Raw genomic sequence first — 20,666 nt, 5'->3', positions numbered from 1 at the left:
CGGCTTCCAACTTAACCATTCAACTTATTACAAATCGAACTTAATCCCCTGTGCCAGCGGCAGCGCAGTGGAATAGTTGATGGTATTGGTCTGGCGACGCATATAGGCCTTCCAGGCGTCGGAGCCGGACTCGCGGCCACCGCCGGTTTCCTTCTCACCCCCAAAAGCACCACCAATCTCGGCACCAGAAGTACCGATATTTACGTTGGCAATACCGCAATCCGAGCCCCAGTGGGCCAGGAACTGTTCGGCTTCCAGCAGATTCTGGGTAAAGATGGCAGAGGACAGGCCCTGGGCCACATCGTTTTGCAGATTAATGGCCTGCTGCACATCACCGCTGTATTTAATCAGGTACAAAATGGGCGCAAAGGTTTCTTCCTGCACCATCTGGAAGTGATTTTCCGCTTCAACAATGGCCGGTTTTACATAACAGCCAGACGCATAACCTTCACCACTTAATACCTCGCCGCCGCACAGCAGTTTGCCACCTTCGGCCTGCACTCTATCCAGCGCCGCGCTAAAGGCCTGCACTGAGGCCTGGTCGATTAGCGGCCCTACATGATTATTCTGATCCAGCGGGTTCCCAATGCGTAGCTTGCCATAGGCGCCCACCAGGGCGTCTTTAACCTTGTCATACACCGACTCATGCACAATCACGCGACGGGTAGTAGTACAGCGCTGACCGGCGGTACCCACGGCACCAAAGGCCACACCGGGGATCGCCACTTTGAGGTCAGCATTAGGGGTGATAATAATAGCGTTATTACCGCCCAGCTCCAGAATGGTTTTACCAAAACGCGCCGCGACTTTCTGACCGGCATGGCGACCTACACGGGTAGAGCCGGTTACCGACATCAGTGGAACACGTTTGTCATCCAGCATCAGCTCGCCAATCTCGGCGCCGGTGCCCACCACCAGCGAGAACACGCCTTCTGGCAGGTTATTGCGAACCAGAATGTCCTTTAGGATATGCTGGCAAGCAATGGCGGTCAGCGGGGTTTTCTCAGACGGCTTCCATACTGTGACATTGCCGCACACCGCTGCAATCATGGCATTCCACGCCCATACCGCGACCGGGAAGTTAAAGGCCGACACTACGCCGACAATCCCCAGCGGATGATACTGCTCGTACATACGGTGCAGCGGGCGCTCGGAGTGCATGGTGGAACCACACAGCTGGCGAGACAGGCCCACAGCGAAATCGCAGATATCGATCATCTCCTGAACTTCGCCCAGGCCTTCCTGCAAGGATTTGCCCATTTCATAGGACACCAGTTCGCCAAGCGGCTGTTTGTAGTCACGCAGGGCCTGCCCAATCTGGCGGACAATTTCGCCGCGCTGCGGCGCGGTGACCTGACGCCAGGCCACAAAAGCCTGCTGTGCCTGTTCGATAACCTGCTGGTATTGGGCCTGAGTGCAGAGGCTAACCTTGGCGATCAGCTCACCGTTAACCGGGGAGTGAATGGCCAGTTGCTCAGCGCTGTCATCAGCTAACCATTGTTGGCCGGTGCTGGCACCTGCGTTGCTGGCGCCAAGGTTAAGTTGTTTCAGAAATTCCATCATTAATCCTCTTTTTGTCGTGGGCAGGGTTATTGACCCAAGCCCTTAAGACCGCTGCGTAAGGTGTCGAGGAAGCGGTCTGCTTCAGGTAGCCCAAATACCATGGGCGGCTTGATTTTCAGAATGTTGTTAAACGGCCCCTCAGTAGAAAGCAATATGCGCTGGGCCTTAAAGTGTTCGATCAGGGATTTGGTGTGCGCCGTGGCGGGGGCTTTACTGTCACGGTCGGTGACCAGCTCAACGCCGATAAACAGGCCAAGGCCACGTACATCACCGATAAGCTCAAACTCATTGGCCATGTCGTTAAGCTTGGCTTGCAGATAATCGCCGGTGCGTTTGGCATGGACTTGCAGTTGCTGCTCTTCAATCACCTCCAACACCGCCTGGCCGATGGCGCAGGAGACCGGGTTGCCACCAAAGGTATTGAAGTATTCCATGCCGGTGACAAAGGCATCAGCCACCTCGCGGCTGGTGATCACGGCCGCCATAGGATGGCCATTGCCTATAGGTTTACCCAGGGTGACGATATCCGGCACCACCTGTTGGGTTTCAAAGCCCCACATGGCCTCGCCAACCCGGCCAAAACCAATCTGTACTTCGTCAGCAATACAGATGCCACCGGCAGCACGCACTTGTTCATACACCGAAGCCAGATAGCCTTGTGGCATCACAATTTGCCCGGCCACACCTTGTACCGACTCACAAATATAAGCACCGGGCGTTTTGTTCTCAGCCTTCAGTTGCGCCAGCACCCGCTGAATGTCAGCAGCATACTGATGGCCGGTTTCCAGGCCGTAACCGGCATAGGGGCCGCGGTAAGGGTCGGGCAGCATCACTTTATGTACATGGGCAGGCGCCCCTTCACCGCCTGGGCCATCGAATTTATAAGGGCTGGCATCAATACAGGCATTGGTATTGCCATGGTAGGCGCCGTCCACCACCAACAGTTCGCGGCTTTGGCTGGCACAGCGGGCCATACGAAAGGCCAGCTCATTGGCCTCGCTGCCAGAGTTAACCAAAAAACACACCGACAATTTATCGGGGAAATACCCCAGCAGTTTTTCGCCATAGCTGACCAGGTTGTCATGCAAATAACGGGTGTTGGTATTCAGCAGGGCCATTTGCTGCTGCGCAGCGGCGACCACTTTCGGGTGGCAATGGCCCACATGGCAGACGTTATTCACCATATCCAGATAGTCGCGGCCCTGCTCATCAAACAAGTAAGCACCGCGGCCACGTACTATCTTGAGCGGCTCCTGGTAGCTCAGGCTCAGAGTACGGCTGAAATGGCTTTGGCGGCTGGCCAGCAGTGACGCTTTGCTGCGCCCACCTTGGGCAATACCCAGCAGCTCGGCAACCAGGTTCAAACCAATAACGGCCAAATCCAGTTGCTTAAACTGCTCCAGCGCCTGCCACACCGGGCGGGCCGAAATTAGCAGGTAGTCATTGTCCGGCGTCTGGCGAATCGCATGGGCAGAGTTACATACGCTCACACACAAACGCAGACAAATCAGATAAGGCAGCGCCTTCAGCTCATCTTCACTCAGGGCACGCTGGCTGTGATACCCCTTGGCGATAGTGCCGATCACCGCTACAGGATCGGGCTGATCCAGCATGGCGTAAGTACAAGTAATGGCCAGCTCATTGACCAGCTGGCTAAAGCACATATCACCAAAATCAATCAACCCGCTGATCTGGCTGGGGTTAGCCAGGTCATCCACCAACAGGTTGTAGTCGTTGGCATCGTTATGAATGGGGCCAGCCGGCAGTTTGGATAAAAACGGCTTAACCTGAGTTTGGTATTGCAGCAAAAAGCCTTCCACCAGCTTGCGCCTGTCACCTTCCAGCGCCGCCAGTTTGTCGCGGCAGACCTCCAGGCCAAAGGCCAGATCCCAGTCCAGGTAACGGTTCAGACCGGAGTGGCGAAAATCACCGAAGCTTTTATCTAAACGCCCCATAAACTCGCCAAGGTGCTGCCAAAGGGCGGGAAAGCCCTGGCCTTTAGGCAAGTCAGCATAAAACTGGCCAGGCAGATAGGTCAGCACCCGAATCGGAAAACGCTCACCCGTGCTGTCGGCTATTTCACCCAAGGTTCGGCCCTGTGCGTCAGTGAGTACCTGCGGTACAGGCAAACCACGCTTGGCCAGATGATTCATGGCCTGATTTTGCAGGTCCAGATACACGGGCGCTTCGCCCTCTCCCGCCACTTTGATAATAAAGTGCTGACCGGCCTGGGTTTGCAGGCGCAGGTTAAGGTCGCAGTAACCGGGTAGCCGGGTCAGCTCACCCTCTAGCTGATAATGCGCTGCCACATACTGAGCAATATCCGCATCCAAAAGTCGCGCCGTCATAGTCTTTCCTATCAACGAAATCGAAAGAGGCGAGCCCACCGGCTCGCCGGTTTATTTGGTTCTGGCGAGCCTCGCCGGGTTATCGCCCGCGCTCAATGGGATCAAGGTAAAGCCATACTGATAATCCTGGGCAGGGACACTGTATTTATCATGCACAGGACGGCCCCAGGAGGTGTCACCACCCACGCCCATCTGTTTGTGATCCAGGTTTAAGATAACCAGATCGCGCATCGGTACTTCCAGGCCATGCTTGCTGGTCACAGGTACCAGGCCCGAGGCCGATGCTTCGCTGTCACCGGCATAGAAGTCGATATCCGACTGCAGATAAGGCCAGGCGCTGCCCGACATCAACTGTTCACCCACCGCCAGTAAACCCGCGCCTTGCTCGTTGGTCAGAGCAATCCAGCGTAAGTCCTGCTTATTAGCATTTTCTTGGGGACGCACATAATGATGAATTTGATCGCGCACCTGGGCCTGATACAAGCCTACCCGTGCCGAGCGGAAACGGTCGGCGTAGCTCTCGTGGGGGCCGCGACCAAACCAGCTAACAAAACCGTATTCACCCGGGCTTTGCAGTTGCATACCGAACTTGGGCAACTTAGGCAGTTCCTGCCCATCAGCCAGATCCAGCTTGCTGTTTACCGCCACCCGACCATCGGCACTAACACGGTATTGCACCTGATAACTGCCTTTAAAATCCGGGCTGTGATAAAGCGCACTCACCACCACCTCAGTTTTCTCGGCCTTACTGGTCAGGCTTTGCAGCTTAAGTCTGTCTTCAGCGTGTTGCCAGATAGCCGCCCAACGGGGCATATCGTTACCCAGATCATTATCCGTGGGTGGACGCCAGAATTTCACTTTCAGCGGCGCCTTTAACAGCGCCTTGCCCTGCACCTGATACTGGCTCAGCCAACCTGTTGTGGCATCAAAGGCTAGTTGTACCTGCTCGTTGCCCACTTTTAGCAGATCGCTGCCTTTGTCTATGCTCAGAGGCTTTGCTTTAACCACAGGTTGTGGCAGGTAAATAGTTTTTACCGGCAAAGCAAACTGCTCAAAGGCCACCTCGTGATTATCATCCAGCAGGCCCATGGAGCGATTCAAACGGGCCGATAAGGTCAGGATATATTCCTGGCTGGCCGATTTGGGCAGCACAGGCAAGGCCAGCTTAACCTTGGCGGTGCTGCCAGCAGCCACCTGCGGCATGGGCTCCCGGCCTTTGGCAATCAGCTCGCCATCGGCTTCAATCTGCCAGGCCAGGTCATAACCTTGCAGCGACGCAAAGATAAACTTATTGCGCACTTCAAACAGGCCCTTGCTGATATCCAGCGCCTTGAATTTCACCGGCTCGTAGACCTTCTTCACTTCCAGCAGATGCGGATGCGGCTCACGGTCTGGATTGACCAGGCCGTTATTTAAGAAATTACCGTCGGTGGGCAGCTCGGGGTGGAAGTCTTTGCCGTAGGCCCAGATTTTCTGGCCTTTGTCGTTGGTGTATTCCAGCGCTTGGTCTACCCAATCCCAGATATAACCGCCCTGCAGCACATCGTACTTCTCAATCACATCCCAGTAATCCTGCAGATTACCTACCGAGTTACCCATAGCGTGGGCGTACTCAATCATAATGCCGGGGCGATCCTTGTGGGTCTGGGCGTATTCTTCCAAACGCTCAATGCTTGGATACATAGGGGCAAAAATATCGGTGTAATGATCGGTACCAGCCGGTTCATATTGCACCGGTCGGCTACCGTCGTGCTCTTTCAGCCACTTATAGGTAGCTTCAAAAACCCGGCCCTCACCGGCTTCGTTCCCCAGTGACCAGACAATAATGGATGGGTGGTTCTTATCCCGCTCGAACATACGCTTGGTACGCTCAAGATGGGCAGGCAGCCAACTTAGCTCGTCGCCAATTTGGGTGTCTTTATTGATGGCCAGCGGGTGTGACTCGATATTGGCCTCATCAATCACGTACATGCCGTATTTGTCGGTGAGATCGTACCAATACGGATCATTAGGATAATGGCTGGAGCGCACCGCATTAATATTGTGCTGCTTCATCAGCTTAATATCCAGCTCCATCGACTCGCGGGTGACCACATGGCCGCGGCGTGGATCGGTTTCGTGACGGTTAACACCACGAATATAAATGGCTTTGCCGTTAACCTTTAACTGGCCGCCCTCAATGGCAATGTTACGAAAACCGATATCGTCACGTACGCTTTGCAGCACCTGGCCATCCGCATCTTTCATGGTCATCACCAGAGTGTACAGATTCGGGGTTTCGGCGCTCCACAGTCTGGGCTTTTTAACAGAGGCGGCAAACTGCACTGAGGCGGTTTTACTCAGCGTTACTGCCTGCTCGCCACTGGCGACCAGCTGCATCTCGCGACTAGGGTCCAGCAGTTGGTATGCAACTGACACCGCCGCCGGTTCGGCGTAGTTTCGCAGGTCCACTTCAAGGGCCATCTTGCCTTCATCCAGGGCCTTATTCAGGGTTGGCCTGACATGGAAGTCATATAAATGCTGCTTGGGTGTGGCGTATAAATACACGTCACGCTCAATCCCGGAAACCCGCAGCATATCCTGGCTTTCCAGGTAGCTGGCATCAGTCCAGCGACGGATTTGCATAGCAATCAGGTTTTTACCCGGCTTTAAATAGGGGGTTAAGTCAAACTCGGCCGGAGTTTTGGCGCCCTGGCTAAAGCCGATGTACTGGCCATTGAGCCAAATTTCCAGGGAAGAACGAGCACCGCCCACATGAATAAAGACCTGCTTACCCTGCCAGTTTTGCGGCAGTTCAAAGCTGTTGCGATACGAACCTATAGGATTGTAGTCTTTAGGTACATCGGGCCATTTGGCGTCAAAGGGATAGCGCTCGTCCAGGTAAATGGGATAGCCGAAACCTTCCACTTCCCAGTTACCCGGCACCCGGATCTGCTGCCACTGGCTATCGTCAAACCCTGGCTGTTCAAAGCCTTGCGGAGCATCTTTGGGGCTGCGTTGCCAGTTAAACTGCCACAGGCCGTTTAAAGACAAGTAATTAGCGCTTTGCTGATAATCATCAACCATGGCCGCCGCCACGCTGGAATAGGCAAAACCGCTGGCGCGCGGGTCTTGTTTATTGATGCCAAAAACCTGGTGATCTTCCCAAGGGGCGCGGGGTGTGGCCATGGCCGGTACACACAGGATACCGGCCAGCAACAGGCTGGAAACTTTCTTCATAACAACCTCTGACGACAAATTCGTGTTATTTATAATACAAATATTTAACCCGCTGACAAGAGGGGCTCAAGTTTATTAACATGGCTAACGCCGTCGACCTTGTCAGATAAGATACCCGAACTTCCTGTAGGAATAAGGGCTGGCATGCAATATTCGACACGCGGAAGGTAAAATTGGTTGTAAATAAATACTATAAATAATACATTGAATGTTATCTTTTAGTTAACCGGGTAAGTTAAGCATGTCGTCATTGTCCTCACTCGATATATCCCTGTTCGCCGCCTATGTGGTGATGCTGGTTGCCGTGGCCTTTTGGGTCTCACGGGAAAAAGCCGGCCATGAAAAAAACACCCAGGATTACTTCCTGGCTGGTAACAGCTTGCCCTGGTGGGCCATTGGCGCATCCTTGATCGCAGCCAATATTTCTGCCGAGCAGATTATCGGAATGTCGGGTTCGGGCTACGCCATTGGCCTGGCCATTGCCTCTTATGAATGGATGGCGGCGATTACCCTGATTATTGTCGGCAAATACTTTCTGCCGATTTTCCTCAAACACCGCATTTATACCATGCCGCAGTTTCTGGAACAGCGTTTCGGCCATGACGTACGCCTGACCCTGGCGATTTTCTGGCTGGGCGTGTATGTATTCGTCAACCTCACCTCCATTCTGTGGTTAGGGGCGCTGGCTATTAATACCATCACAGGGGTGGATATGACAGTAGGCCTGGTGTTCCTGGCGCTGCTATCCCTCACCTACTCCCTGTATGGCGGCCTCAAAGCCGTAGCCTACACCGATATTATTCAGGTGGTGGTGCTGGTTGCCGGTGGCTTACTGCTCACCTATATCACCCTTGGCATGTTGGGTGACGGCGGCATTATCAATGGCTTTACCACCCTGCTGGATAAAGCCCCTGAGAAATTCGATATGATCCTGGCCCCCGAGCACGAGCACTACATGAGCTTGCCCGGTTTGTCAGTGTTGATCGGCGGCATGTGGATTATGAACCTGTCTTACTGGGGCTTTAACCAGTACATTATCCAGCGCACCCTGGCGGCCAAAGATCTCAAAGAAGCGCAAAAAGGCATAGTATTCGCTGCCTTCTTAAAACTGCTGATGCCCATTATCGTAGTGCTGCCTGGTATTGTGGCCTTTGTGCTGCAGCCCGGTCTGGAACCCGCGGATAAAGCCTACCCCATGCTGCTTGGCATGATGCCTGAAGGCATTAAAGGCTTTGTATTTGCCGCATTGGTGGCGGCGATAGTGTCTTCGCTGGGCTCCATGGCAAACAGTATCTCAACCATCTTTACCATGGATATTTATACCCACTATCGCCCCAACCTGGGTGATAAACACTACCTGCGTATTGGTCGTATTGTCAGTGTCGCGGCCATGTTGCTGGCGGTGATTTGCGCCAAGCCGCTGCTGGGTCAGCTGGATCAGGCCTTCCAGTATATTCAGGAGTTCACCGGCTTCTTTACCCCAGGTATTGTTGTGTTGTTCCTATTGGGTATGTTCTGGAAACCGACCACCTCCAAAGGTGCCATGGCTGCGGCTTTGGGGTCATTTGCCCTGTCACTTGCGCTGAAATTTATGGCTCCGGAGCTACCCTTTATTGATCGGGTTGGCGTGGTATTTATCAGCTGTTTAGTGCTGGCCATGCTGGTCTCCAAGCTGGATCGCAATGCCCAGGCCCGTGGCCAGAACCTGCTGGACGGTGTGCAATTTGCCACGTCAGGCTCGTACAATGTGGCCACCCTGGCCGTCACTGCCATTCTGGCAGCCTTGTACATCACCTGGTGGTAAGCATGCAGCATTCAGCCATTCAGGCCGAACTCATTACCCGCCTGCCGGTACAAAACCGGCTTGGCGAGGGGGTGTTGTATCATCAGGCCTCAGATTCGGTTTACTGGACCGACATTAAAGGTAAAGCGTTCTACCGCTACGACCTGACAGAACAGAGACTGGCGCAGTTTGCGCCACCTTTTGCCATCAGCGCCTTTGGCTTTACCGATAAGCCAGGCTGCTTAATTGTGGCTTTCGTGCACGCTATTGCCCTTTACTGGCCTGAGTCAGGCCAGACTGAGATATTGCACGAAGGGGAAAGTCATCTGCCAGGCAACCGCTTTAACGACGGCAAAGTGGGCCCGGACGGCAACTTCTGGATTGGCACTATGGTGGAGAACCCGGCAATTAACCCATCCGGGGCCAGTGCCAGTTTATACCGCTTTGACGCTAACGGGCAGTTAACCCCTGCTTTTGACGGTATCCGTATCTCCAACGGTTTATGCTGGAGCCCGGATGCCAGGGTTATGTACCATGCCGACTCACCCCTTGGGCAGATTTGCCGCTATGATTTTGCTGACATGCCAAGTAGCGGTAAGCTTTTTGTTCAGACAGAAAGCGGTGCCAGCCCGGATGGTTCCTGCACCGACAGCCAAGGGCGGATTTGGAATGCCCAGTGGGGCGCAAGCCAAATATGTTGCTATGCAGCGGATGGCCAGTTGCTGGGCAAATTGCCAGTGCCGGTCAGCCAACCGACCTGTGTGGCGCTCGGCGGCAAGCAGGGCGATTTGCTGTTTGTTACCAGTGCCTGGGATGAGCTGACTGACGCCGAGCGTCAGGCTCAACCTTATGCCGGCGATCTGTTTATCTACCAGGTAAATGCCAGGGCGTTAACCGAGCCTACTTTTGTGACCACAACAACAGACGGGCCGTAATTCCCGTTTTGTTGAGTAAACAACTGTAGGAAAACCAAACAGATATCTGGTATCCATGACCAGAACCCTTTAACATACAAATAGTATAAAAATACGGTGGCCACCATGCTTCAACCCGCCAGTCACAACAATCTTACTCACCAATTGGTGCATGAATTGGGTAAAGCCATAGTGCGCGAGCAATTTGCCGTGGGCGAAGGATTGCCTTCCGAAGCGGAAATCTGCAATCGCTATCAGATTAGCCGCACCGCTACCCGCGAAGCAGTTAAGATGCTGGCCGCCAAAGGGTTGCTGGTTTCCCGTCCGCGTAAGGGGATTACGGTACAAAGCCGCGAGCATTGGAACCTGTTTGACCCGGATGTGCTGGACTGGATCTTATCCAGCACCCCCAGCCTGCAAACCTTACGTGATTTTCTGCAATTGCGTCTGGCCATTGAGCCGGAAGCCGCAGCCCTGGCAGCCCGTAATGCCGAACAGTCCGATTTGGATGCCATTGCCGATGCCCTGCGCAGAATCAAAGCCGCCGAAGAAGGTATTGAAGACCCGCTGATCGCCGACATTGATTTTCACTCGGCCATTCTGCGCGCGAGCAAGAACCCGTTCTTTATGCAGCTGCGCAGCTTTATAGAAACGGCATTGAAGGTCAGTATCCGCTTTACGAACCAATTTAAGGGTGTGGACAGCGCCAGCTACCTGGATCACCGTAAAATCTATGATGCCATTGCAGCCGGTGACGCTCAGCTTGCCCATCAGACCTCCCATGTGATGGAAGCCGAGGCCCTGCAACTTATCGAAGACCGCATCAAAGGCTGATAACCGAGCCCCTATACGCTAAGGTACAATCAATCGGCTGTGCCTTGGCTCCTCTCACCCAAGTATCTTAGTGGTCTACCACCTTCTCCCGCGACACTTATTCAGTCACTTTGACTCATTATCTTGCGTTCACTTTCTCTTTTAAAAACAAAATACTAGCCTGAGTGAAATCAGGCATTGGATTTTTCTTATACTGAAGAGAATTTGGTTTGATTTGACCAATGTATAATTATATTATAAATAATATATCAAGAGTGCCATCATAGGATGTGCCAGGAGGGTCTGATGTTCGGACAATATAACGATCTCGCCGATGCCCGGGTGTTTATCACCGGTGGCGGCTCAGGTATAGGTGCCGCATTGGTCAGGGCCTTTGTCGCACAAGGTGCCCAGGTGGCCTTTGTAGACATACAAACCGATGCCGCAGCAAGGCTAAATGCCGAGTTGCAAGCCGAGTTTTGCCGTCAGGCCTATTTTCAGTCTTGCGACATTCGCGACATAGCCGCGCTGCAACGCTGTATAGAAAATGCCTGCGCCGAAATGGACGGGGTGGACGTGCTGATAAATAACGCCGCCTCGGATAACCGCCATAGTCTGGCCAGCCTGACACCTGAGCAATGGGACGACAGTTTGAATATCAACCTGCGCCCGCATCTGTTTGCCGCCCAGGCCGTGGCGGCGCTGATGGCCAGCCAAGGGCACGGCAGTATTATCAATATTGGCTCCAATTCCGCTCTTTTGGGCCTGACCGGCTACCCTGCCTATGTAGCGGCTAAATCTGCGATTTTGGGGCTGAGCAAAGCCCTGGCCCGTGAACTGGGGCCAAATGGCATCAGAGTAAATAGCCTGATCCCCGGCTGGGTAATGACAGAGCGCCAGAAACAGCTTTGGGCCACCCCCGATGCAGTGGCACAGTGCCTGGACCAGCAAGCCTTAAAAGCCTGTATTGAAGAGCAGGATATTGCCGAAGCGGCACTGTTTCTGGCTTCCCAGGCCTCCCGCATGCTGACCGGCCAGGCCCTGGTGGTCGACGGCGGACGAGTATGAGCATGCTTGCGGTTGACTGGGGCTCCAGCAGCTTTCGCGCCTGGCATCTGGATGCGCAGGGCGAAGTACTGGCTACCCTCAGCACAGATCAGGGCATTTTAGGTTTTCAGGGCCAGGGCTTTGCAGCCTATCTGCAAAACCACTGCGGCCCCTGGCTGGCCCAATCCAAGCAGGTATTAATGGCGGGTATGGTGGGCAGTCGTAACGGCTGGCAGGAAGTACCTTATCTGTCCTGCCCGGCTGGTGCGCAAGATATAGCCCGTGCGTTGGTCAAGCTTGACACTGAATTGCACCCAAATGTGCAACTGGTACCCGGCCTACAATACGCCGGACACAGCGGCTTGATGGATGTGATGCGCGGTGAAGAAACCCAGATTATCGGCGCCTTGCAACTAACAGATATGGCTGACGCGCTGTTGTGCCTGCCCGGCACCCACAGTAAGTGGGCCAAAGCCGAAAGCGGCGATATCGGCGCGTTTTCCACCTTTTTTACCGGCGAGCTGTTTGCTTTGCTGACTAAACACAGTTCGCTGGCCGGGGTATGCAATACCCATATTTTTGATGAGCCGGCCTTTTTACTTGGTCTGGAGCAAGCCGCGGATGTACGCGGATTATCCCATTTGCTGTTCAGCCCAAGAGCGGCGGTAGTTACCGGCCAAATGCGCCCCGAGCAGGCAGGCAGCTATTTGTCCGGGCTGGTTATCGGTGCCGAGATCCAGGGCGCCCGTCAGGCGATGGCCGAGCCAGGTCTGATAAGCACAGATAACCCGCTGTTGCTAGTTGGCTCTGAGGTACTCACCCACCGTTATCAGCAAGCACTTGGGTTTTACCAATTACCCTGCCGGATCGTTTCCGGCGAGCAGGCGGTATTAGCCGGCCTGCACCGCCTGGCCACAGGCCAGTAATCCTATGTTTCAGAGGTAGCACATGTCTGAGTCTTCTTACCTGCCGCTGGTTGCCATCCTACGAGGAGTTCAACCGCACGAGTGCCTGAGTCTGGGGCGTATTCTGGTGGATGCCGGTTATCAGATGATCGAAGTTCCGATGAATTCGCCCACACCGTTGGCATCCATCGAGTTACTGGCCAAAGAGTTTGGCCAGGATGTGCTGATTGGTGCAGGTACAGTGACTAGCGTGGAACAGGTTAAGCAGATTACCGCAGTAGGTGGCAAGCTGATGGTGGCGCCCAATACCAATGCCGACGTAATTCGCACTGCCAAACAGGCGGGCATGTACTGCATGCCAGGCTGTATCACGCCCACTGAAGCATTAATTGCCTTGGACGCCGGTGCCGACGCACTGAAGTTTTTCCCGGCCGAACTCACGCCACCCGCGGTGATTAAAGCTATTCGCACTATTCTGCCAGCCGGTACTTTAGTTTGTGCGGTTGGCGGCGTTACCAGCAGCAATATGGCCGATTATATGGCCGCAGGCTGCCGGGGTTTTGGTTTGGGCGGCTCGCTCTATCAGCCCGGCATCAGCGTTGAGGCCTTTAAGCACAATGCCGAAACCTTGATAAACCGTTTCATTTCCCTTAGTCAGCCCCAGGAGAATCAGGCATGAAAAAGGACATTTCACTGCGTAGCCGAGCGTGGTTTAACGACGATTCCAACCCGGATATGACCGCCCTGTACCTGGAAAAGTATCTGAACTACGGCCTGACCATTGAAGAACTGCAAGGCGGTAAACCTATTATAGGTATTGCCCAGACTGGCTCAGATTTAGTGCCCTGCAACCGCGCTCATATTGAGCTGGCGGAGCGTTTAAAAGCCGGTATCCGCGATGCAGGCGGTATTCCCATTGAATTTCCTGTGCATCCCATCCAGGAAACCGGCCGTCGCCCCACTGCGGCGCTGGATCGCAATCTGCAATGTCTGTCGCTGATTGAAGTACTGCATGGCTACCCTATTGATGCCGTGGTGCTGACCACCGGCTGTGATAAAACCACCCCGGCCCTGCTGATGGGGGCCGCCAGCGTCAATATTCCGGCCATTGCCTACTCGGTTGGGCCAATGCTCAATGGCCGCTATAAAGGCCAGTGTGTCGGCTCCGGGACTATTATCTGGGATGCCAGAAAACGCCTGGCCAAAGGTGATATCGACTACAACGAATTTATCGCTGAAGTGGCCAGTTCGGCACCTTCCACCGGCCACTGCAATACCATGGGCACGGCGCTGACCATGAACTGCCTGGCCGAAGCCCTGGGGATGATGCTGCCTGGCTGTGCTTCTATTCCGGCGCCCTACCGCGAGCGGGCGCAAATGGCCTACCATACCGGCAAGCGAATTGTGGATATGGTCTGGGAAGATCTGACGCCAGAGAAAATCCTCACTCGCGAGGCCTTTGAAAACGCCATCCGGGTGTGCTCGGCACTGGGCGGTTCGACCAACGCACCGATTCATATCAACGCCATTGCTGCCCATGCGGGCGTGGATGTTAAAATTCAGGACTGGCAGTCTGTGGGCCAGCATATTCCGCAGCTGGTCAACTGCCAGCCGGTGGGTAAATACTTAAGTGAAGACTTCCATAACGCCGGCGGCCTGCCCGCGGTGATCGGCCAGCTACTGCAAGCCGGGCTATTAAACGCCCAGGCCCTGACCGTCACCGGCAAGAGTATTGGCGAGAACTGCCAAGGCGCACCGCTGTATAACAGCGACGTGATCTATGAAGTTGAGCGCCCTTTAAAGGCCCAGGCGGGCCTGATGGTGCTATCCGGCAACCTGTTTGACTCCGCCATTATGAAAGTCTCGGCCATCGACCCGGACTTCCGTCAGCGCTATCTGTCAAACCCGGCTAACCCTAATTGTTTTACTGCCCGCGCCATCGTATTTAACGGCCCGGAGGAATATCACAGCCAGATTGATAATCCAGAACTGGATATCGATGAAAACTGCATTCTGGTGATGCGCTATACCGGGCCCAAGGGCTACCCCGGCTCGGCAGAAGTCGTCAATATGCAGCCGCCTAAGGCCTTACTCGCCCGCGGCATCAGCTCGCTGCCGACTATGGGTGATGGCCGCCAAAGCGGAACATCAGGCTCACCGTCTATACTGAATGCCTCGCCGGAAGCGGCCGACGGCGGCGGTCTGGCACTGTTAAAAACCGGCGATCTGGTCCATGTAGACTTAAACCAGGGCCGGGTCAATGTGCAGATCAGCAACGAAGAACTGGCCGAGCGTCGCGCCGCCCTCGACCTGCAAAGCCAGTACCCGGCCAATCAAACCTGGTGGCAGGAAATCTACCGGGCCAAAGTCTCTAATCTCGACGAAGGCGCGGTATTTGTGGATATGCTCAAGTACAGCAAGCTGCGGGATAAGTTGCCACGCCACTCACATTAATCGAAGTCAGCTAGCATGCTGTTCACCGCCGGTGAACAGCATGGCTTTCCTACAAACCAGCCTCTTTTAGATGGCAAGGAAGCCAGTCGATTCGTATCATCTATACGGCGTGACCAAAAGCCAGCCAAGTTTTCCTTTAACGGCTCTGGCTTACCAATACCTTCAAAGGATGAGCGCCTAACGTCGTATATAAGCTGGTTTATTCTTTTAAGCGTCTTTTTGTCCTGGGTTTGCCAATACGGATAATCGCGCCCGGATTCGTCGGTCCATGACAGTAAACGACTACTCATCAATCAAGTCTCTGCGAGCTACCTTACCTGCTTTAAATTGTTCAATTGAGCGATTCAAATGCTCAGCATTTGCCGGTGAACGCAGTAAGTGCACCGTTTCCATCAGACTGTTGTAGTAGTCTAGCGACATCACAACAGCATTTTCCGAATCACGGCGAGTAATCACAGCAACATCGGCGTCATTAACCACGGAATCTAGTACCGCTTTGAGGCTATTTCTTGCTTCGGTAAAAGACACAGTTCTCAAAGTTTCCCCACATGTACAATTTACTGCATACCTATAGCCTTAACCTCTAACATGTACAATAAGATGAACATGTCACCTTTAACCGCTACCGCGATATTAAGCGGCTCTCAAGGGGTTACCCATTAATCCTGGCTGATGTTGCTCTGCTTAAAAACTGTAAAAGCCAGAACTCGGTGTGATGAAGGATACCTTCTTCGAGCCGCTTCCGATCTTAGTGATCAAAAATGCTGTTAGATACCCCCACTACGATGAATGAAGGTAATGCACACAAAATCAATATCTTAAACTGTAGTAGCAGCTATTAACCCCTTCGTGTATTTCGTGTCCTTCGTGTTGATTTGAATTTTGTTTTCTCACCACGAAGATCAGAAGAACACGAAGAGGGGACAATCTCTGTCGTCCTTCGCGTATCTATATTGCCCCCAAGGTCGTCAACAGGTATCTAGTAAAGCAAGGTGAGACATTTGCAAATATGCGGGTTATCAGTAACCTCTTGTTCCCGTAGCAATAAGTTGGATCAATTCGTTCTGACCCTATTGATTCCATGGTAGATAGGCGAAAATAGTATAGCCTCTACAGTCCTAAACAGTAGTGATCACGAAGTCGCGTATGCCTTTACAGCATCAATAATACTGCCCCTTCATCCAATTAATCTTTCCTAATTTGCCATGTTTGAGCATCGTTACTCTTATCGTCGTAAACTTGTATTTTAGTACCCTTACTTGGCGTATTTCCTCTCGGCCAATCAACATCCATTACCAAGTGAGGCAATTTTGCGTTGTGGATTTCAATGTTTGAGTTGTACATCACTCTTTTATCCAATTCTTTCTCTGCGTTAGCAAGAGCTAGCTTTTGACGCTCAGTTTCCGAAAAATAGAGCTCGAACTTTTCAATTTTTTCCTTATTATGGTTTCTATAAGCCTCGATCTCCTCAGTGTACCGACTTGCCTTTGCATGAAAGTCTTTGAGCTCAGCAATTGTTTTAGCCGCCGTGCTCGACTCCAAAGCATTTTTTGCAGAATTAAAACTTATAAAACCTACGGCAACGAGGACACCTAAAAAGCCGCCAAATAAAGACCACAGTCTTCCTTGAGTAATAAGCACGTATTCTTTACCTAGTGCTTCCTTTAACTTTTTATATTCTTCACTTTCCATTTTCCGCACCCTACCTTTGTTTGATTGCAAACCGCTCATATAAATGGCGAGCAACTTGTTGCGAGTCCAGCGCGCACCGCAAAGCAATGTCTCTAAATGTCCTGTATTTGATGCGCTTGTCAGCCCGTCAGCCTAAATATCATCTAGTTCGACTTTCATTTTAGATGGTAGTTGATACTTGCACGACATTACTTCTTGCCCACTTAATACAGCCTTTTCCAGCCATGGTGATAAAAGGGGTTGATAAAAAGGTAGATTAGGTAGAACGGACAAAGAGCGGCAACAGCATTGCAGAGCGTTGTTCAAACATCAGGTGGTGGGAAAGCTGTTAGAAGATATTCGTAAGGCGGCGAATAAAGGGTTGGTTTTGGGTAATGAGCGATTTGTAGGCGAAGTTGAAGCACTTACGGGTAAAGCGTTGCGGGAAGGTAAACGCGGCAGACGGACAGGGTGGCGAAAAGAGAACACTCTGAACTAATTTGGATCTGACCCTGTTTATCCTTTTGTTATCCTTTTGTTAGCAGAAATTCTCACTCTATACATAAGAGGCTCGCCTTCTTTGTAGGGCCATACCGCAAAAACACTAGTGCCGATTTTTTGTTTATTCCCAGCAACCACAAACCTCTGGCCTATTTCATTAGGCCAGTATTGGTCATCTTCAAACCATGGTAAGCCGTTTATGCCGCAATCCGGAGTTAATATGGCATCAACAAAAGGCGATTGATTACCTTTGATTTTCTCTTGAACCTCGAACACAAAACCAGTGTAGCCTTTAACAAGGTCAGCTTGACCTGGTTGCCGGTATAGTCGAATAACTTTTCCAACGAATACAAAGTCTGCTTTTTCAACAGCCAAGAGGAACTTGTCCTCAGCAGACCAGCCTTCAAGATAGGTCTGCGAGCAAGCCAATCCAAACTCACTAATAAAAAATAAAACAAAAAGAAGGTGCTTCACAGTGCTCTACCAACCAATAATTTGGATAGTTTTCCTCCCCGTTTAGTTCGTAATCATTGAGGAGAGGTGTTTAGTTTTCAACAATTAAGGAGTCTGGGCCCTTGAGTGCTTACTTTGTTTGTTATGAGCTTACCGTTCTACTCATTCCATGAGAATTTATACGGCAGCACCATTTAGCAACGGAACTTTGTTGGATTTCATTTAGGACTGCCACCCCCTCAGCCAGCAAATATTCCTTCTCGCCACTTTCATAATGATTATATTCATACACTGCTACAGGTTTACCAACCTGCAGCAGAATAATATGGCCTGCTGAATCTTCCACTTCATCAGTTTTAGAGAGAAGCACCAAATTCGGCTCTATAAGCTCGTTGAAGTCCACTCTTATTCTTGGTTTGTCCATTCCAGTTCACATAAAGCTGAACAGCAGAAAACGTAAATGTTTTGGGTAAGGCTTTGCGAGTGATTTTGCGATGACTTGAATTGTTAGCCACCTTTGACTAAAAAATAAATTAATTGATCAAGAATTTTCTCAATCGCATGGTTTCGCGCCATCAAACCATCGCATTTGTCCATACTTTCTGGGCATACCGGTATTTCTGCAGCTCTTATGGAAAACGGAACACCATCAAGTTCCCCTTCCAATGTACCAATCAGAATATTAAACCTTTCTGGGTTTTCTTCTGGCGTGTATTGAGTAAATCGGTCCGTATTCTCATCGCATTCAATCAATGACCAAATAGGTCCTCTGTATATATTCCCTTCACGAAGCTGGTACTGCATATTGTTGTAAAATACAAAATTTGAGATCTTTAACTGCCTTGCATTAGGCAGTGTTTTTGAGATCTCGGCCTTTAAGAACTCTATTTTATTGGGAACAGTCCACTCATCACCTAGTCGCTGAATTCCATATTTACAGCTGGTTATCAAGTAAGAGAGCATCTCGGTTTCTTTTTGTTCAGTTGGTCTTTGGTCAATTACCAGCAGAGAGCTATTTGTGGGAACATATTCAAGTTGCGTTGGCTGAAAGCTGACGCAGCCTGTGACTATTGAAACTAGACCTATCAAAGCCAATGACTTCTTCAAAACTAAAATCTCCGTTTTGGTGGCTAACGCCGCATTAAGCGGAACAAATAGTTGGCTATGATGTGAGCGAAGCGAAACCAGCCAACTATTTTGTTTCCGCTTGAGTGTCATTGTTAGCATTTATCACTAGTGAATCAACAATGGAGCTCTCTTTGGTTTTAGCTATTTTCATATCTCTCTTGATATTAGGAACTGGAACAAAGTCAAATCCAGCAAGTACACTAATATTAAAAAAATTTCTGCCTCGAAAAGGTTTGAAAGCAAAGGCTCCTACGTAAGTGGTTTGGCCCGATTTTATTTCAAACTGATATGGAGGAAACTCATCAGACGTTGCATTCCAATTATTATTAAGCGCCGTCCAGCTAAAGATTTCATATTTTCCTGGTTTTAATGTTGCCACATGAACATATCCCATCCCTTCAGAATCTGAAAAATCTGATGGTTTTCCCCAAAACAAGTTTCCAGGAGAATAAGAAAAACTTTCATAAGTTTTTTGGCCTGATACCTCTCTAATTGTAATGTGGTATGTGGCAGTAGTCTCAGAACCTCTTCCCAACACGGTTGTTAATACTGCATGACCAGCATCTTCACCTTTATAATTTATAGATTCTAAAGACGCACAACCATTCAACATCAAGAAAAAAACAATAGTTATAAAAGCTTTTGACAAAACATACTCCGAATAATTTAAATGCTAACTATGTTATTAGCCGGAAGAGCTCCGTGTTTAAACACGGAACTTTTACATAGCCATTTTGTAGCATGCTTCTAACCCTTTGCCTAGCAAGGGCTTTTTAACCTGCTCCAAAATGGTGCCGGGGAAAGGCGGAACTGTTCCGTACCATTGCTGTTATACGGCACCGTCTCTGAATTCCTTGCATCTGTGATTGATAAAAACAGTCTGTTTATTGGTAGATTAGCCTCGTTCCAAATCAACCGATGATGCCCTTAAGCGGCCCAGCCGCTTTGATCCCGCTTAAAATCCTTATGAGCACGGCGTTTAAAAGGGCAATTAAGGCGGCTTTGCCGCCTAATGCAGCGAATACGGCTTCCCGGCGCAGCGGTGAGCTTGCCGCACTGGCGAACAGGACGTTCGCCAGAGGCCGAGAGCTTTGTCAGGGATGCTGCCTTCGGTCGGTGCGATCAGCAAGCTTGCTGTGGAGGCGGAATCAGAAGCCGTTCTGAGCGAAGGACCTTTGGGCCACTTTTGGGTCCTTCCAAAAGTGGCTGGCGCGCCAAGGACGGCGTGTCATAAAAAACAGGGAAGTAATTTAAAAATGAGCAGCTAGAGAAATGGCAAACGTTAGTCGTTTAATTCACTAAAACAACAGGCACATTTCAAGGAGCATGGAAGCCGAAGCTTCCATGCAACCAATCCTAATCAGCCTCTGGCACCAAATACTCCACTATCACCACATCCAGCCACTCCCCATTTAGCTGCCCATGGCGCTCATAAACCCCCACTTCCCGAAAACCGAGTTTGCGGCATAAGGCGCGGCTGGCCTGATTAAAGGTGAAAATGCGTGACAGCACTTTGTAAAAGCCCCAGGCGTTAGCGGCTACCAATAGCTCGGCTAACAGCTTAGTGCCTATGCCCTGGCCTTTGGCGTCATCGGCCAGGTAAATAGAAAACTCGGCAATGCCTTTATAGCAATCCCGCGGTCGGTACTCAGACAAGCGGGCAAACCCCAGCACCTGGCCATACTGCTCGGCCACCAACACCGGGTAAAGAGTGTCAGTTTTTAGCCAGTTGGCAATATCGCGATTGCTTCTGGGCTCGGTTTCAAAGGTGCCCAGGCCCGAGGCAATGCCCTGATTGTAGATAGCGCAGATGGACGGAATATCATCCCGCCCGGCGTAACGAATGTGTACGTCCTGTGGCATAAGC

The 20,666-nt window shown here is 51.4% G+C and carries 19 protein-coding genes; 8 read left to right on the top strand and 11 right to left on the bottom strand.

From position 1 onward, the window contains the following. Positions 1-27: 27 nt before the first annotated feature. Genes amaB through KJY73_RS03375 form a run of 3 tightly spaced genes read right to left on the bottom strand, consistent with a single transcriptional unit; the run spans position 28 to position 7,130 of the window. Positions 28-1,563 carry an L-piperidine-6-carboxylate dehydrogenase gene (amaB, locus tag KJY73_RS03385; RefSeq protein ID WP_232848379.1) on the bottom strand — a complete coding sequence of 512 codons (1,536 nt, stop codon included), beginning with the start codon at positions 1,561-1,563 and terminating at the stop codon, positions 28-30. A gap of 26 nt (positions 1,564-1,589) precedes the next feature. Next, positions 1,590-3,911 carry an aminotransferase class III-fold pyridoxal phosphate-dependent enzyme gene (locus tag KJY73_RS03380; RefSeq protein WP_214340328.1) on the bottom strand — a complete coding sequence of 774 codons (2,322 nt, stop codon included), beginning with the start codon at positions 3,909-3,911 and terminating at the stop codon, positions 1,590-1,592. 51 nt (positions 3,912-3,962) lie between these two features. Further along, complete coding sequence (locus KJY73_RS03375; protein ID WP_232848378.1) at positions 3,963-7,130, bottom strand: glycoside hydrolase family 2 TIM barrel-domain containing protein; 3,168 nt, start codon at positions 7,128-7,130, stop codon at positions 3,963-3,965. 241 nt (positions 7,131-7,371) lie between these two features. On the opposite strand from KJY73_RS03375, the gene KJY73_RS03370 reads away from it, so the two are divergent. From KJY73_RS03370 to KJY73_RS03340, 7 genes are all read left to right on the top strand, one after another. Beyond that, complete coding sequence (locus KJY73_RS03370) at positions 7,372-8,934, top strand: sodium/sugar symporter (RefSeq protein ID WP_214340326.1); 1,563 nt, start codon at positions 7,372-7,374, stop codon at positions 8,932-8,934. Between the two features lie 2 nt (positions 8,935-8,936). After that, on the top strand, positions 8,937-9,848 hold the full coding sequence (locus KJY73_RS03365; protein ID WP_214340324.1) for an SMP-30/gluconolactonase/LRE family protein: 912 nt from the start codon (positions 8,937-8,939) through the stop codon (positions 9,846-9,848). A 105-nt stretch (positions 9,849-9,953) separates the two neighbouring features. Continuing rightward, positions 9,954-10,661 carry a FadR/GntR family transcriptional regulator gene (locus KJY73_RS03360; protein WP_214340322.1) on the top strand — a complete coding sequence of 236 codons (708 nt, stop codon included), beginning with the start codon at positions 9,954-9,956 and terminating at the stop codon, positions 10,659-10,661. Between the two features lie 285 nt (positions 10,662-10,946). Then, the gene (locus KJY73_RS03355; RefSeq protein ID WP_214340320.1) at positions 10,947-11,708 is read left to right on the top strand and encodes an SDR family NAD(P)-dependent oxidoreductase; all 762 of its coding nucleotides are present in this window, start codon (positions 10,947-10,949) and stop codon (positions 11,706-11,708) included. Next, positions 11,705-12,613 carry a 2-dehydro-3-deoxygalactonokinase gene (locus tag KJY73_RS03350; protein WP_214340318.1) on the top strand — a complete coding sequence of 303 codons (909 nt, stop codon included), beginning with the start codon at positions 11,705-11,707 and terminating at the stop codon, positions 12,611-12,613. The genes KJY73_RS03355 and KJY73_RS03350 overlap by 4 nt, the downstream gene beginning before the upstream one ends. A gap of 22 nt (positions 12,614-12,635) precedes the next feature. Then, complete coding sequence (locus tag KJY73_RS03345; RefSeq protein WP_214340311.1) at positions 12,636-13,271, top strand: 2-dehydro-3-deoxy-6-phosphogalactonate aldolase; 636 nt, start codon at positions 12,636-12,638, stop codon at positions 13,269-13,271. Next, positions 13,268-15,046: an IlvD/Edd family dehydratase gene (locus tag KJY73_RS03340; RefSeq protein WP_214340309.1), complete on the top strand. Its 1,779-nt coding sequence runs from the start codon at positions 13,268-13,270 to the stop codon at positions 15,044-15,046. Before KJY73_RS03345 ends, KJY73_RS03340 begins: the two co-directional genes overlap by 4 nt. On the opposite strand, the gene KJY73_RS03335 is transcribed toward KJY73_RS03340, so the two are convergent. The 3 genes from KJY73_RS03335 to KJY73_RS03325 all read right to left on the bottom strand — a co-directional run bounded on the left by KJY73_RS03335 (position 15,043) and on the right by KJY73_RS03325 (position 16,738). Continuing rightward, positions 15,043-15,336: a Txe/YoeB family addiction module toxin gene (locus tag KJY73_RS03335; protein ID WP_214340307.1), complete on the bottom strand. Its 294-nt coding sequence runs from the start codon at positions 15,334-15,336 to the stop codon at positions 15,043-15,045. The two genes, KJY73_RS03340 and KJY73_RS03335, sit on opposite strands and share 4 nt — an antisense overlap. Next, positions 15,329-15,583 (bottom strand): type II toxin-antitoxin system Phd/YefM family antitoxin, encoded by a 255-nt coding sequence (locus KJY73_RS03330; RefSeq protein ID WP_214340305.1) that lies wholly within the window; start codon positions 15,581-15,583, stop codon positions 15,329-15,331. Before KJY73_RS03330 ends, KJY73_RS03335 begins: the two co-directional genes overlap by 8 nt. 648 nt (positions 15,584-16,231) lie before the next feature. Next, on the bottom strand, positions 16,232-16,738 hold the full coding sequence (locus KJY73_RS03325) for a hypothetical protein (protein ID WP_214340303.1): 507 nt from the start codon (positions 16,736-16,738) through the stop codon (positions 16,232-16,234). A gap of 298 nt (positions 16,739-17,036) precedes the next feature. Here KJY73_RS03325 and KJY73_RS03320 point away from each other — a divergent pair, with 298 nt between their 5' ends. Then, positions 17,037-17,216: a hypothetical protein gene (locus KJY73_RS03320; protein WP_214343346.1), complete on the top strand. Its 180-nt coding sequence runs from the start codon at positions 17,037-17,039 to the stop codon at positions 17,214-17,216. A gap of 17 nt (positions 17,217-17,233) precedes the next feature. Here the strand turns inward: KJY73_RS03320 and KJY73_RS03315 are convergent, their stop codons facing one another. From KJY73_RS03315 to KJY73_RS03295, 5 genes are all read right to left on the bottom strand, one after another. Continuing rightward, the gene (locus tag KJY73_RS03315) at positions 17,234-17,692 is read right to left on the bottom strand and encodes a hypothetical protein (RefSeq protein WP_214340301.1); all 459 of its coding nucleotides are present in this window, start codon (positions 17,690-17,692) and stop codon (positions 17,234-17,236) included. 121 nt (positions 17,693-17,813) lie between these two features. Further along, positions 17,814-18,095 carry a hypothetical protein gene (locus tag KJY73_RS03310; protein WP_214340299.1) on the bottom strand — a complete coding sequence of 94 codons (282 nt, stop codon included), beginning with the start codon at positions 18,093-18,095 and terminating at the stop codon, positions 17,814-17,816. Between the two features lie 83 nt (positions 18,096-18,178). After that, entirely contained in the window at positions 18,179-18,898 is a 720-nt protein-coding gene (locus KJY73_RS03305; RefSeq protein ID WP_214340297.1) for a hypothetical protein, read from the bottom strand. Beyond that, positions 18,864-19,448 (bottom strand): hypothetical protein, encoded by a 585-nt coding sequence (locus KJY73_RS03300; protein WP_214340295.1) that lies wholly within the window; start codon positions 19,446-19,448, stop codon positions 18,864-18,866. The genes KJY73_RS03305 and KJY73_RS03300 overlap by 35 nt, the downstream gene beginning before the upstream one ends. A 707-nt stretch (positions 19,449-20,155) precedes the next feature. After that, positions 20,156-20,662 carry an arsinothricin resistance N-acetyltransferase ArsN1 family A gene (locus KJY73_RS03295; protein WP_214340293.1) on the bottom strand — a complete coding sequence of 169 codons (507 nt, stop codon included), beginning with the start codon at positions 20,660-20,662 and terminating at the stop codon, positions 20,156-20,158. Between the last annotated feature and the right edge of the window lie 4 nt (positions 20,663-20,666).

The organism is Bowmanella yangjiangensis (assembly GCF_018531185.1).
Lineage (GTDB): Bacteria > Pseudomonadota > Gammaproteobacteria > Enterobacterales > Alteromonadaceae > Bowmanella > Bowmanella yangjiangensis.
Note: the sequence above shows the minus strand (reverse complement) of the source record. Positions and strands in the feature narration are given on the sequence as shown.